This is a genomic window from Streptomyces sp. HSG2 (assembly GCF_016598575.1).
In the GTDB taxonomy this organism is placed as follows: Bacteria; Actinomycetota; Actinomycetes; order Streptomycetales; family Streptomycetaceae; genus Streptomyces.
The window spans coordinates 845,394-859,398 of record NZ_CP066801.1 but is presented as its reverse complement, the minus strand read 5'-3'; the positions used below and the strand labels follow the sequence as shown (position 1 = coordinate 859,398).

At 68.5% G+C, this 14,005-nt stretch carries 8 protein-coding genes; 7 read left to right on the top strand and 1 reads right to left on the bottom strand.

Going from position 1 to position 14,005, the window contains the following annotated elements:
* The first annotated feature begins 87 nt into the window (after positions 1-87).
* From JEK78_RS03260 to JEK78_RS03245, 4 genes are all read left to right on the top strand, one after another.
* Entirely contained in the window at positions 88-549 is a 462-nt protein-coding gene (locus JEK78_RS03260; protein WP_200262590.1) for a DUF5946 family protein, read from the top strand.
* Positions 550-931: 382 nt separating this feature from the next.
* Positions 932-3,649 (top strand): aconitate hydratase AcnA, encoded by a 2,718-nt coding sequence (gene acnA / locus JEK78_RS03255; RefSeq protein WP_200262589.1) that lies wholly within the window; start codon positions 932-934, stop codon positions 3,647-3,649.
* A gap of 996 nt (positions 3,650-4,645) precedes the next feature.
* The gene (locus JEK78_RS03250) at positions 4,646-5,359 is read left to right on the top strand and encodes a hypothetical protein (RefSeq protein ID WP_200262588.1); all 714 of its coding nucleotides are present in this window, start codon (positions 4,646-4,648) and stop codon (positions 5,357-5,359) included.
* 195 nt (positions 5,360-5,554) lie between these two features.
* Entirely contained in the window at positions 5,555-6,253 is a 699-nt protein-coding gene (locus JEK78_RS03245; RefSeq protein ID WP_200262587.1) for a hypothetical protein, read from the top strand.
* Between the two features lie 312 nt (positions 6,254-6,565).
* Here the strand turns inward: JEK78_RS03245 and JEK78_RS03240 are convergent, their stop codons facing one another.
* Positions 6,566-10,369, bottom strand: coding sequence for a GH92 family glycosyl hydrolase (locus JEK78_RS03240; protein ID WP_200262586.1), 3,804 nt, complete (start codon positions 10,367-10,369; stop codon positions 6,566-6,568).
* 267 nt (positions 10,370-10,636) lie between these two features.
* Between JEK78_RS03240 and JEK78_RS03235 the strand changes: the two genes are divergently transcribed.
* The 3 genes from JEK78_RS03235 (at position 10,637) to JEK78_RS03225 (ending at position 13,969) form a co-directional block, all read left to right on the top strand.
* Entirely contained in the window at positions 10,637-11,845 is a 1,209-nt protein-coding gene (locus JEK78_RS03235) for an ROK family transcriptional regulator (protein ID WP_200262585.1), read from the top strand.
* 115 nt (positions 11,846-11,960) lie between these two features.
* On the top strand, positions 11,961-13,082 hold the full coding sequence (locus JEK78_RS03230; protein ID WP_200262584.1) for a substrate-binding domain-containing protein: 1,122 nt from the start codon (positions 11,961-11,963) through the stop codon (positions 13,080-13,082).
* Positions 13,083-13,171: 89 nt separating this feature from the next.
* Positions 13,172-13,969 carry an ATP-binding cassette domain-containing protein gene (locus tag JEK78_RS03225; protein ID WP_200262583.1) on the top strand — a complete coding sequence of 266 codons (798 nt, stop codon included), beginning with the start codon at positions 13,172-13,174 and terminating at the stop codon, positions 13,967-13,969.
* The last annotated feature ends 36 nt before the right edge of the window (positions 13,970-14,005 follow it).

The following is a 14,005-nucleotide window of genomic DNA, read 5'->3' as shown; positions in this document are numbered from 1 at the left end:
CACGCTGAGCGCCGACCGGCGTTGGCCTGACGAACAGACGAACAGACGCACACGAAGAACGAGAGGACAAGTGGGCAAGGAAAGTGGATGACGGGCCAGAGCGACGCTGATGCTGTCACCGGGGGTTGTGCCCGCTGCGGCCTCGCCTACCTGGAGCTGCTCGCGCTGTCGTACAACGATCCTGAGCGGCAGCCGCATCACCAGCTGCTGGTGGACAGCTACAGCGTGCAACACCCGGGGGCGGACCCCTTCGCCACGCAGCGGCTGTCCATCTGCCTGATGACCCTGTACCTCTTTCTGGAACGTGGCGCCGATCCTCGGCACGGGCCGCGGTTGCACCGTCGCATGGTGCACTGGGCGCGGTTCACCCGGCTCGATCCGCACCCTTCGGCCCAGGACCTGCACAACAGGCTCACCGCCGCCGATGTCGCCGCGGCGGACGCCTCGGAGTGCGGCAAGCGACTGCGGGCCTGGGCTGGGGATGTGTGGGACGCCTGGCGGGAGCACCACGCCCAGGTGCGGGCATGGGTCGACGCCTCCCTCAGTTGACGGACGGGCCGCTGCCATCGAGTCTCCACCTGGGCACGAGGCGGTTCAATCGCCGTACGCGTGCAACGCCTCCCCACCGTCTCCTCGGGCGGCCGACCGCAACGGCCACTCAGCCCTCGCTGAGAACGCCGAGCTGCCGCCAGCCTTCGCTCAGAACCCTGAACCTTCGCTGGGAGGGATCACGAGTCCGGGCATGACCTGTTCGCCCTCATGTACTAGAGTTATCTCGACATCGAGATAACTGCCGAGGGCGTACCGCGGTCGCCCACCGTGCACCGGTTCCAGGTAAGGGTTGCCTAACTAAGCCTTACCTTAGTCGATGGGTCGGGGTGGTGTGGCGGCAGGATGCGGTGGTACGCGCACATAAATGAAGGAGACTGTCGTGTCGGCGAACAGCTTCGACGCCCGTAGCACGCTGCAGGTGGGCGACGAGTCGTACGAGATCTTCCGGCTGGACAAGGTCGAGGGCTCCGAGCGCCTCCCCTACAGCCTGAAGGTGCTGCTGGAGAACCTGCTCCGCACCGAGGACGGCGCGAACATCACCGCGGACCACATTCGCGCCCTCGGTTCCTGGGACTCGCAGGCCCAGCCGTCGCAGGAGATCCAGTTCAGCCCCGCCCGTGTGATCATGCAGGACTTCACGGGCGTGCCCTGCGTCGTCGACCTGGCGACCATGCGCGAAGCCGTCAAGGCACTCGGCGGCGACCCGGCGAAGATCAACCCGTTGGCGCCGGCCGAGCTGGTGATCGACCACTCCGTCATCGCCGACAAGTTCGGCACCCAGGACGCCTTCAAGGTCAACGTGGACCTGGAGTACGGGCGCAACAAGGAGCGCTACCAGTTCCTGCGCTGGGGTCAGACCGCGTTCGACGAGTTCAAGGTCGTCCCGCCCGGCACCGGCATCGTGCACCAGGTGAACATCGAGCATCTGGCCCGCGTGGTCATGGTCCGCGAGGGCAAGGCCTACCCCGACACCCTGGTCGGCACCGACTCCCACACCACGATGGTCAACGGCCTCGGTGTGCTGGGCTGGGGCGTAGGCGGCATCGAGGCCGAGGCCGCCATGCTCGGACAGCCCGTCTCGATGCTCATTCCGCGCGTCGTCGGTTTCAAGCTCACCGGTGAGCTGCGGCCGGGCACGACGGCGACCGACCTGGTCCTCACGATCACGGAGATGCTGCGCAAGCACGGGGTGGTCGGCAAGTTCGTCGAGTTCTACGGCGAGGGCGTGGCCGCGACCAGCCTGGCCAACCGCGCCACCATCGGCAACATGTCCCCGGAGTTCGGGTCGACCGCCGCGATCTTCCCGATCGACGACGAGACCATCAAGTACATGCGACTCACCGGCCGCGACGAGCAGCAGCTCGCGCTTGTCGAGGCGTACGCCAAGGAGCAGGGGCTCTGGCTCGATCCGGCCGCCGAGCCGGACTTCTCCGAGAAGCTCGAACTGGACCTCTCCAGCGTCGTGCCGTCCATCGCCGGCCCCAAGCGCCCGCAGGACCGCATCGTTCTGGCCAACGCGGCCGAGCAGTTCAAGCTGGACGTCCGCAACTACGTCGACGCGGTCGACGAGGCCGGTGTGGAGTCCTTCCCCGCGTCCGACGCGCCCGCCGTCGCGCCGAACGGCACCCCCTCCAACCGGGTCACCGTGACCGCCCCCGACGGGACCGAGTACGAGCTGGACCACGGCGCGGTGACCGTCGCGGCCATCACCTCCTGCACCAACACCTCCAACCCGTACGTCATGGTCGCCGCCGCCCTGGTGGCCAAGAAGGCGGTCGAGAAGGGCCTGACCCGCAAGCCGTGGGTGAAGACCACTCTCGCCCCCGGCTCCAAGGTCGTCACCGACTACTTCGAGAAGGCGGGTCTGACGCCCTACCTCGACAAGGTCGGCTTCAACCTGGTCGGCTACGGTTGCACCACCTGCATCGGCAACTCCGGTCCGCTCCCGGAGGAGGTGTCCCGGGCCGTCAACGAGCACGACCTCGCCGTCACCTCGGTGCTGTCCGGCAACCGGAACTTCGAGGGCCGGATCAACCCCGACGTCAAGATGAACTACCTGGCGTCCCCGCCGCTCGTCGTCGCCTACGCGCTCGCGGGCTCCATGAAGACGGACATCACCCGCGAGGCTCTCGGGACCGACACCGAGGGCAACCCCGTCTACCTCAAGGACATCTGGCCCACCGAGGCCGAGGTGAACGACGTCGTCGCCAACGCCATCGGCGAGGACATGTTCTCCAAGTCCTACAGCGACGTCTTCGCGGGCGACGCGCAGTGGCAGGCGCTGCCGGTGCCGACCGGGAACACCTTCGAGTGGGACACCGAGTCGACCTACGTCCGCAAGCCCCCGTACTTCGAGGGCATGCGCATGGACCCGGAGCCGGTGGAGGACATCTCGGGCGCGCGCGTGCTCGCCAAGCTGGGCGACTCGGTCACCACCGACCACATCTCGCCGGCCGGTGCGATCAAGGCCGACACCCCGGCCGGTCAGTACCTCACCGAGCACGGGGTGGAGCGCCGCGACTTCAACAGCTACGGCTCCCGTCGCGGCAACCACGAGGTCATGATCCGCGGCACCTTCGCCAACATCCGGTTGCGCAACCAGATCGCGCCGGGCACCGAGGGCGGCTACACCCGCGACTTCACCCGTGAGGACGGTCCGGTCTCCTTCATCTACGACGCCTCCCGGAACTACCAGGCCGCCGGCGTTCCGCTGGTCGTCCTGGCCGGCAAGGAGTACGGTTCCGGTTCCTCCCGTGACTGGGCGGCCAAGGGCACCGCGCTCCTCGGCGTCCGCGCGGTGATCGCCGAGTCCTACGAGCGCATCCACCGATCCAATCTCATCGGCATGGGCGTCCTGCCGCTGCAGTTCCCGGAGGGGGCCTCGGCCGAGTCCCTGGGGCTGACCGGTGAGGAGACGTTCTCCGTCACCGGCGTCACCGAGCTGAACGACGGCACCACGCCGCGCACGGTGAAGGTGGCCACCGACACCGGGGTGGAGTTCGACGCGGTGGTCCGCATTGACACCCCCGGTGAGGCGGACTACTACCGCAACGGCGGCATCATGCAGTACGTGCTGCGCCAGCTTGTCGCTTCCTGACCTGACCTGACCTGACGTGAGCGAGCGCCCCTCCCCTGCGACCCGCAGGGGAGGGGCGCTCGCTCTGTTGGAGGGATGTGCGGTTGTCCAGCGACGCCGTGCCCACGAACAGCAGGCCGACGTCCGAGACGTCGGGCGCGCCGACCCCCGGTGACCTGTGCCCCCTCGCCGACATCGGCGGGAACGAGGCGGTAGGCGCTCCTGTCGAGGTGCCTGTACCGGGCCGGCGATACGGCGTCCGGGTTGGGAAGGGTCGCCGCGGACGCGGGGGACTCGGCGGCCAGCGTCAAGGAAACTCCCCCACGAAAGCGCAGCAGACTCTTCTCGAAGACCTGAGCATGGTTCCTCTCCATGACGTCGGCTCAACGCGTATACGGCCGCGAGAACCGCGGAGCGCCGGACCTGTCGACTTCCCGCAGTGGCCTGCCCGACATGCTCGGTATTGCCGCAGGCCGGTTGAAGGTGTTCGGAAAGCTACAGCAACCCGCCGCGATCGGGTCCTTCCGGGTGTGAACTTGAGTGACATCTGAGATTACCAAGCGGTAGCTTTTCGCTTCGGTCGTGCGGCCCTCGTCGCCGAACCCACATCCTGGCAATTCGCTGTGAACGACCATCGGCAGCCCGCCCCGTCATCCTTGAGCGGCGGGCCGTATGGGACCGATGCTTTTCGGCCACCAGGTGTTACCAAGAAAGAACGCCTGCCCCCGGGGTTCGCGATCTGCTTGACCAAGGGCATGTGGATGCTGTTGTCTCTGGTGACGGAAGCGAAGAAGCTCCGGAGATCGAGGGCATTGCCCGGAATCACGCGCTCCCGGCCCGCTTCGCATGTGCTGTGCGCAGGTGCGGAATGCTCGCCTGAATTCTCCCCGACGGACGGAGGGGCGTACGAGCTATGCGAACATCTCCGGGATTCGGGTTTCTTGCATGGGCTTCGCTTCTCCGCAGGGGTGTGCGATCGAATGGAGGAAGGCAAGGATGCCGATCATAGTCCAGGGTATGGAACTGCAGGGCTCCAACGTCGGGAAGGCGGCCGATCTCGTAAAACAAGCCGTGCTCGGCATGGAGACGGAAAAGAAGTGGCAGAAGGACGAGGCGGTCGAGCACAGCGAGAACGCCAAAGCCAAGGTGGGCAAGTACTTCGGAGTGCACAGGAACGAGGATGTGACGTTCGATACGTGGAAGGCGTTCGCCGAGAGGCTCCTGGATGAACTCGGCAATGGTGCGAAGGCGGCGGCCTCGGGGGCGGCTCGGGAACAGGAGGCAGCCGGCGCGATCAACGGGGTGGTTGCGAGCAGCAACAACCTGCCTGCTTGGGTGACCAAGGAGTTCAGCAAGACCTTCGAGGACCTGGACCCCGACATCTATGCGAAGAGCAGCAGCGGCAAGAAGGACGAAAGTAGCACCGTCAAGGCCGATGTGTTGTCCGACGACGGTATCGGAGTGGTCGGGCCGCCGACCAAAGCCGACAAGAAGGATCAAACCATCGGCATCTTCAAGATGCTCGGAGCTGTCGCATCCTCTCACGGAAAGCAGGCGCATTCCTTCATCTACCGAGGGCAGCGGTACAAGCCGGACACCGACATTCAAAAGATCGTAAACCTGACCGCATGGGCTCGCGCACACGGCGTCGTTCCATGGGTCGAGGACGCCGACGGAAAGTTCGTCCTGGCGGAAAGGGATGACGAGAAGCTGAGGGCGCAGCTCGTGTAGGCCCATCACGGCCGTGAAGGCCCTGCCGCTCTCGCCGTGGAGTGGCGGGAAGCGGTGAGTCGAGGGCGGGTCGCGGCGCCCCCACGCGTTCGCGGTCTGCTGGTCGTGGCCCGCGCGCATGCCCCACCGGGGGCATGTGACCGAAATAATTGTCGTCACTTTCAAATCGGAGGAATTCTGCTCATGGTCAGGGTAGTGAACAACGTTCGAGAGCTCAAAGAACTGCTCCTGGAAATTCGCCAGAACCATCCACTGCCGCAGGTTCATCTCAGGGATCTGACCTGGTCCGCTCGGCAGGTAGACGAGTTGAAGCAGGACATAGCGAGCGGCAACACGCAGAACAACTTCACCCCGAACGTGCAGTACGATCCCGGCAACCCCCTGCCCGTCGTCGGCGACAAGAGCATCGAGAGGGTCGATCAGCGAGTCCGTGTATCTTGGAATCAGATAGCCGCGGCCGACACGGCTGACTACAAGATCATAAGGCTGGTGAAATCGGCGCGAATGCAGGTGACCAACTACAAGAGTCAGATGTACAAGCAATCCGCCTCTTGTGGCTATCTGCGAAGCATCACTGCCGAAGAGAAGGTGGACGGACAGGAGCTTGCCGCGGCGGGCAGTCTGAGGCAGTACGTCACGGACAAGACCGAGCAGGCCTACGGAGCCGCGAACTGGTCCTGGGATGGTCCCAATGATCAATTCAAGGACAAGCAGAACTACAATCAGGACTCGCCTGGATGGTACTTCGCGCCTTTCAAGTCGCAGCACCTCGCGTTGAAATCGAGCTTCGTTGTCTTCCTCGTTCGGGACGACACCTTCCTTCACTACTGTGAGTACGACGTGTCGTTCGCCGTGGAGTTCTCGGGCGACAGAGGATACATTCAGAGGTACTGAAACCATCTCGGTAGCGTCTCGTGACGGTTCGTGACATCCGATTCCAGGGCGTTGGCCCGCGCGGAACCGCATGGACGCCTCGGACGCCCAGCCGAACGCCCACTGCTCGTCGTCGAGTTCGCCGTCCACGGGCTTCTCGACCGGTGAGCCGGGAGCGGCGTCCGCTCCGGCGGAGTCGTGCCGGTCTGCCCGCGTGACGGCCCGGGTCGGCGTCGGTTTCCTCATGCCGAGGCCGGCACGGCCGTCACGCGGAGCCGCGCTCCCGGTCTCCTTCGGGGCGTGGCCCGCGCGTGTGGCGCGGGTGCCCGGCGGTCAGGGCGACGCCACCAACTCCACCTCGGCCAAGGCACTTTCGGAGTCGAGGGCGAGGCGGTATTTCGGGTAGGTGGCCGGCGCCCGCACGGAGAACACCCTGGTCTGCCGATCCCACGAGAAGGACTCCTCGGAGCGGGCGTCCAGCGTCCGCCAGGTGGAGCCGTCCGAGGAACCCTGGAGCCGCCACCCCGTCGGTGCCCGCGACCGGTCCGACGAAGTCAGCGTGTACCGGAGGGCGCGCACCTCCCTCGTGACCGGCAGGTTCACCGTGGTCACCGTCGTGTCGGTCGCCGAGGTGTCGTCGAAGAGGGGACCATCCCCCTCCACCGCGTCCCGCGTCGGCGTCGGGACCCGGTCGTCGGTGGTGATCGACACCGGCGCCGCGTCCTCCCCGGTGCCCCACCGCGAGGGGCGGGGTCCCATGTCGAACTCCAGCACCCCGCCCCGAGCGAGCAGCGAGTGGGGAAGCGAGGTCGACTCCCACCGCTTCCCGTCGATCCGCACCCCCTGTACGTAGACGTTCCGCGCGCTGTTCCGGGGCGCCCTCACCACGAGGGTCCGACCGTTCTCCAGTGTCAGGGTCGCCTTGGTGAACAGGGGGGAGCCGATGGCGTACTCGCCGCTGCCCATCACCAGGGGGTAGAAGCCGAGCGCGGAGAACAGGAACCAGGCCGACTGCTCCCCGTTGTCCTCGTCCCCGTGGTAGCCCTGGCCGATCTCGCTCCCCGTGTAGAGGCGGGACAGGACCTCCCGCACCCTCGCCTGGGTCTTCCAGGGCTGCCCGGCGGCGTCGTACATGTACAGTGCGTGGTGGGCCACCTGGTTGGAGTGTCCGTACATGCCCATGCGGACGTCCCGGGCCTCGGTCATCTCGTGGATGACGCCTCCGTAGGAACCGGCCAGCTCCGGGTCGGCGGTCTCCGGTGTGGCCAGGTAGGCGTCGAGCTTCTCGGCCAACGCCGAGCGCCCGCCGTAGAGGTTGGCCAGTCCCCGGCTGTCCTGGGGGGCGGCGAAGGCGTAGCCCCAGCCGTTGGTCTCGGTGTAGTCGTGGCCCCAGACACGCGGGTCGTACTCGTCGGAGGGCACCCTCGGGTGGCCGGCGGCGTCCCGCCCCTGGAAGAAGCCCGCCTCCTTGTCGAAGAGGTGGACGTAGCCCAAGGCCCGGTCGAGGAAGTACGCCGCCTCCTCCCTGTATCGGCGCTCGCCGGTCCGTTCGTACAGGGCTTGGCCCATCCGGGCGATGCCGTAGTCGTTCAGGTAGCCCTCCATGGCCCAGGACAGGCCTTCGTGGGTCGAGGTGTCGGTGTAGCCGACGAAGGGCGAGCGGGCCATGCCCTTGCGGCCCACTCCGGAGGACGGGGGCACCGCGGTGGCGTTCTTCAGGGCGGCCTCGTACGCGCTCTCGGCGTCGAAGTCGACGCCCTTGACGTACGCGTCGGCGAACGCCACGTCCGAGGAGGTGCCGGTCATCAGGTCGGCGTAACCGGGTGAGGACCATCGGGAGGTCCAGCCGCCGTCCCGGTAGTGCTGTACGAAACCGTCCGCCAACTCGCCGGCCTTCGACGGGGTGAGCAGCGTGTAGGCGGGCCATGTCGTCCGGTAGGTGTCCCAGAAGCCGTTGTTGACGTACACCTCGCCGTCGACGATCTTCGCGCCGGTGCGGGTGGGCGTGTCGGGCCGTTCCCGCTCGGAGAAGGGGGAGGCGTACCGGCTCTCCCCGTCGACCTGCTCGAAGCCCGAGTTCGGGTAGAGGTAGAGGCGGTAGAGGCCGGAGTAGAGCGTCGTGAGCTGCTCCGGTGTGGCGCCCTCGACCCGGACCTTCCCCAGGATCCGTTCCCACTGTCCTCGGGCCTCGCGCGAGACCTCGGCGAGGGTGGTCCCTCGGGGGATCTCCCGACGCAGGTTCTCCCGGGCCTGATCGACACCGATGAGCGAGGTCGCCAGTCGGAGCGTCACCACGCGGTCCGGCCCGGTCTCGAAGCGGAGGTGTCCGGTGGCACCCTCGGAGACGCCGCCGGTCGGTTCCTGGTCGAACTCGCCGTGGACGAAGAGCCGGGTGGCGCCGGTGGACAGGCCGGACCCGACGTCCGAGTAGCCGGTGACGATCCCCCGCTCACGATCCAGGGTGAGGCCGGCGTCGTCGGTGACGTTGTCGAAGATCACGCTCGCGTCGTCGCCCGGATAGGTGAAGCGGAACATGGCCGCGTGGTCGGTCGGGGCGAGCTCGGCCCGGATACCGTTCTCGAAGGTCACCCCGTAGTAGTACGGGCGCGCCGTCTCGTTCTCGTGTCGGAAGGCCAACTCGCGGGCCTCGGGGGCGGTGTCGGGCGTGTCGGAGGCGGCCGACGGCATCACCTGGAAGGTCTGCCTGTCGCCCATCCAGGGGCTGGGTTGGTGGGCGGCGCGGAACGCCTGGAGGGTCGGGAGGTTGTCGGCGTTGTTGTCGCGCGCGTACTGGTACAGCCAGCTCAGCGATCGGGCGTCGGTCACCGGTGTCCAGAAGTTGAATCCGTGCGGCACCGCCGTCGCGGGGAAGGTGTTGCCGCGAGAGTAGGCGGGGCCGGAGTGGGTGCCGCGCGTGGTGAGCACATGGTCGGAGAGATGGGCCTTGGGGGGCTCGGGCGGCGCCGGCCGCAGTGACACGTCGTCCAGCCAGCCACGGAACTGTGTCGGCCCGGTCGGCGAGTCGTACGCCACCAGGATCCGGTCGACGGTCCGTCCGGCGGCGACGGCCCCGATCCGCGACGTCACGTGGTTCCACTGGTCGACGTACAGCACCTTCGCCTCACCCTGCCCGCGCGGGGTCAGCGCGAACCCGTGCTGGTCGGTGGGTCCGAGGGTGCTGAGGCGGGTGCCGTCGGTGAAGGCGAGGTCGACGGAGACGTGGGTGGCGTCGTAGTCCGGGGAGCCGTTGGCCATCGAGGGGAACACTCGATAGGAGAGGAGGGTGTCCCGTTCCACCCTGACGTCGACATCGAAGATCTTGTTGGCCGACCAGGCCGGCCCCTCGGTGGTGTGTCGTCCCGCGTAGGACAGCGCGTGCCGGCCGGTGAAGCCGGCGCGGGCCTTGGCGGTGGGGGACGAGGTCGGGCCGGCGTCGACGCGGGAGAGCATGTCCCTGGGCACGGGACCCGGGGTGTCGTCCGTGGCGGGCTGCACGTCGGCGAGTTGCAGGAAATCGCCTCCCCGGTTGGCGGTGATCTCCAACCTGAGATGACGGTACGTGGCAGGCCTGTCCAACTCGTACACGTTGGTGTCGAAGCGTGTGGCGAAGGTCTCGTCGGAGCGACCGTCCAGCGTGGTCCACGTGTCGCCGTCGGTGGAACCCTTCAACGTCCAGTCCGCGGGGTCACGTTCGGCGTGGTCGTTGGCCGATGTCAGCGCGTAGCGGGTCAGTTCGAGGGGCGCGTCCAGCTCGAACTCGACCCATCCCGTCGGTTCGAGGGTCAGCCACTTGGTGCCTGGGTCACCGTCGACGAGGTTCTCCTTCACCTCTCCGGCGCCGGTGTTCTCGCCGCCGGCCCGGACCTCGACGATCCGGTCCGCGACGCTGCCCGGGATGCCGGAACGGTAGCCGCCGTCGACCCCCGACGAAGCGGGGCGGCCGTCGGCGTCGGTGTCGACGGTGTCCTGCCAGTCCGGAGCCGGGTCGTCCGGCTCGAAGGAGGAGGCGAACGCCCGCTCAGGCGGGTCGGGGTCTCGCGGCAGGGCGACCGCCGCGCCGGGAGTGCCCACCACCAGCGCCAGCAGGACGGCCACCGAGACCGCCGGACCCCGTCCGTGCCGAGTTCTGCCCCGCATCCGTTCGGCCTCCTGGTGAGACAACGTTGTCAAGTGCGTCTCGCGGAGACCAGTAGTCGTCGAAGCGGCCAGTGGTGTCAAGGGAGTCGAAACGGCCACCCGGCCGGTTCGTCGCGGGGAACGCGTGCGAGACCGGCGGCCTGGGTCGCGTGGGGTCGGTCTCGGTCCGGCTCGACCTCTTGACGCGCCTCGATCCCACCCGCTCAGCTGGGGGTTCACTAGTTGCACGAGCGGGGCCGGCCCGGGCCCGCGTGCGGGAGGTCGGTCGTGGATACTCCGGGATCGCAGTCGTCGCTGCACCGAGCCAACCTGGAGCGGGTGGTGCGTGCCGTGCGGCTGGCCGGCTCGCTGACGCAGGCGGAGATCGCCAGGCGTACGGGCCTGTCCGCGGCGACCGTCTCCAACATCGTTCGCGAGCTCACCGAGGGCGGCACCGTCCAGGTCACCCCCACCTCGGTGGGCGGGCGGCGGGCACGCAGCGTCTCCCTGCGGGGCGACGCCGGTGTCGTCGTCGGTGTCGACTTCGGGCATGCCCGGCTGCGCGTCGCGGTCGGCAACCTGGCCCACCGGGTGCTGGCCGAGGAGTCCGAGTCGTGGGACACGGACGCCGCCCCCGCTCTCGCACTGGACCACGCCGCGCTGTCGGTCTCCCGGCTGATGGAGGCGGCCGGGGTGGACCGTTCCAAGATCGTCGGCGTGGGTGTCGCCGTCCCGGGCCCCGTCGACACGACCTCGGGAGAGCTGGGTCCGACGACCCTCTTCCCCGGTTGGGTCGGTGTCCGGCCGGGGGAGGGGCTGGCCGGCCGGCTCGGCGTCCCCGTGTACGCGGACAACGACGCCAATCTGGGCGCCCTGGGGGAGCTGGTCTGGGGCAGTGGGCGCGGCGTGCGGAACCTGGCCTACGTCAAGGTCGCCCACGGCGTCGGTGCCGGGGTGGTGATCGACGGTGGGCTTCACCGGGGCCGGGGTGGCACGGCGGGCGAGATCGGGCACATCACCCTGGACGAGTCGGGACCGGTGTGCCGGTGCGGCAACCGGGGCTGCCTGGAGACCTTCGCCGCCGCCGGATACGTGCTTCCGTTGCTGCGACTCAGCCGCGGTGTCGAGCCCACGCTTTCGGAGCTCGTCCGCCGGGCCCGGGAGGGCGACCCGGGCTGTCGCCGGGTGATCGCCGACGTCGGGCGACACGTCGGCGGTGGCGTGGCGGGCCTGTGCAACCTGCTCGACCCGGACCGGGTGATCGTGGGCGGCGACCTGGCGGAGGCGGGAGAGCTGTTCCTGGGGCCGGTGCGCGAGTCCTTGGGTCGCTACGCCCTCCCGGGCGTCACGGAAACGCTCGCCGTCGTGCCGGGCGCGCTCGGCGGGCGTGCCGAGGTGCTCGGCGCGCTGGCTCTCGCCCTGAGGGAGACGGGGGACTCCGCGCTGCTCGACGGCGGGGCCGCCGGTTCCGTGGCGCCGGCCGGCTCCGAGGGCTGATCGTTCCGGAAACCGACCCACCGGAGATCTACTTCTTGACGGCGCACGGTGAGGGGTACTTGACTGCGAGTCACGTCGGTCGCGATGTCGCGACCCCGTCAGGGAGGTGCCCGAAGTGACATCGCGTACGGGTCGTGCCGCCGTTGCCGCGTGCACAGTCGCTCTGGCCGTCTCGCTCTCGGCGTGCGGCAGCGCCGAGCAGGCCGAAGGGGACGGCGAGGCGTCGGCGAACGCACCCTCGGGGAAGGGCGACGACATCCGTGTCGGCCTGCTGCTCCCGGAGAACCAGACGGCCCGCTACGAGCGGTTCGACCGCCCGTTGATCGAGCGCCATGTCAAGGAGTTGACCGACAATCGCGGTGAGGTCGTCTACGCCAACGCCAAGCAGGACGCCACCCTCCAGAGCCAGCAGATCGACACCATGATCACGAACAAGGTCGACGTGCTGATCCTGGACGCCGTGGACGCCCGGGCCGTCGCCGGTTCGGTGCGCGAGGCCAAGGAGGCCGGGATTCCGGTCGTCGCCTTCGATCGGCTGGCCGAGGGGCCGGTCGACGCCTACACCTCCTTCGACAACGAGCAGATCGGCAGGGTGCAGGCACAGGCGCTCCTGGAGGCCCTCGGCGACGACGCCGACAAAGGTCAGATCGTCATGATGAACGGCTCCTTCACCGACCCGAACGCGGCCCAGTTCAAACGAGGCGCCCACCAGGTCCTCGACGGCAAGGTGACCGTGGGCAAGGAGTACGACACCACCGAGTGGAAGGCGGAACACGCCAACAAGAACATGGAGGGCGCCATCTCCGCCCTCGGCAAGGACGAGATCGTCGGTGTCTACTCCGCCAACGACAGCATGGCCGGCGGGGTCATCACCGCGCTGAAGGCCGGCGGTTTCTCCACCCTGCCGCCCGTCACCGGCCAGGACGCCGAACTCTCCGGCGTCCAGCGCATCGTCGCCGGCGAACAGTTCATGAGCGTCTACAAGCCCTACGGTCCCGAGGCCGAGGCCGCCGCCGCGATGGCCGTCGCGCTGGCCCGGGGAGAGCCGCTCGACACCATCGCCGAGGACACGGTGGACAGCGCCGGCACCCCGGACATCCCCGCCGTGCTGATCCCGGTCGTCCCGCTGACCCGGGACAACATCCAGGAGACCGTGATCGCCGACGGGGTCTACACCGTCGCCCAGATCTGCACCGAACGGTACCGGGCGGCCTGTGAGGAGCTCGGGCTCCGGTAACAACGGCCCGGCCCCCGGGGTCCGTACCCACGATGCCGCCCTCTCCCGCGCCGCCTCCGAGGTCCGGCGCGGCTCGGGGGACGAAGGAGTTGATCGGTGTGCCCGTCACACCCGTGTTGGCCCTGCGCGGGGTCTCCAAACGCTTCGGCGCCGTTCAGGCGCTCGCCGGCGTGGACCTGGAGGTGTGCGCCGGAGAGGTCGTCGCCTTGGTGGGCGACAACGGCGCCGGCAAGTCCACTCTGGTCAAGACGATCGCCGGGGTCCATCCCGTCGACGAGGGCCTGGTCGAATGGGAGGGGCGGGCCGTGTCCATCGGCCGGCCGCAGGACGCCCGGTCGCTGGGCATCGCGACCGTCTACCAGGACCTGGCCCTGTGCGACAACATCGACGTCGTCGGCAACCTGTTCCTGGGTCGGGAGGTGAGCCGCCGGGGCGTCCTGGACGAGGTCGAGATGGAGCGGCGCGCCCGGGAGTTGCTCGACACCCTATCGATCCGGGTTCCCAGCCTCCGTGTGCCGGTCGCGGCCCTCTCCGGGGGCCAGCGGCAGAGCGTGGCGATCGCCCGGTCCCTGCTCGGAGAGCCCCGGCTGGTCGTCCTCGACGAACCCACCGCCGCCCTCGGCGTCGAGCAGACGGCTCAGGTTCTGGACCTGGTCGAGCGGCTGCGCGAGCGCCGCCACGCCGTCCTCCTGGTCAGCCACAACATGGCGGACGTGAAGGCGGTGGCGGACCGGGTCGTCGTCCTCAGACTGGGGCGTGACAACGGCGTCTTCGACGTCCGGTCGACGTCGCAGGAGGAGATCGTCTCGGCCATCACCGGGGCCGCGGACAACGCGGTGACTCGCAGGGCCGCCCGAGTCGACACCGAGAGGAGGACGAGGGCGTGAGCGTCGACGAGACCACCACCCCCAACGACCACCCGG

Excerpts from the sequence above, each read along its gene's own strand:
- JEK78_RS03260 (WP_200262590.1), top strand. The coding sequence starts at position 88 with ATGACGGGCCAGAGCGACGCTGATGCTGTCACCGGGGGTTGTGCCCGC.
- JEK78_RS03240 (WP_200262586.1), bottom strand. The coding sequence starts at position 10,369 with ATGCGGGGCAGAACTCGGCACGGACGGGGTCCGGCGGTCTCGGTGGCC.
- JEK78_RS03250 (WP_200262588.1), top strand. The coding sequence starts at position 4,646 with ATGGAACTGCAGGGCTCCAACGTCGGGAAGGCGGCCGATCTCGTAAAA.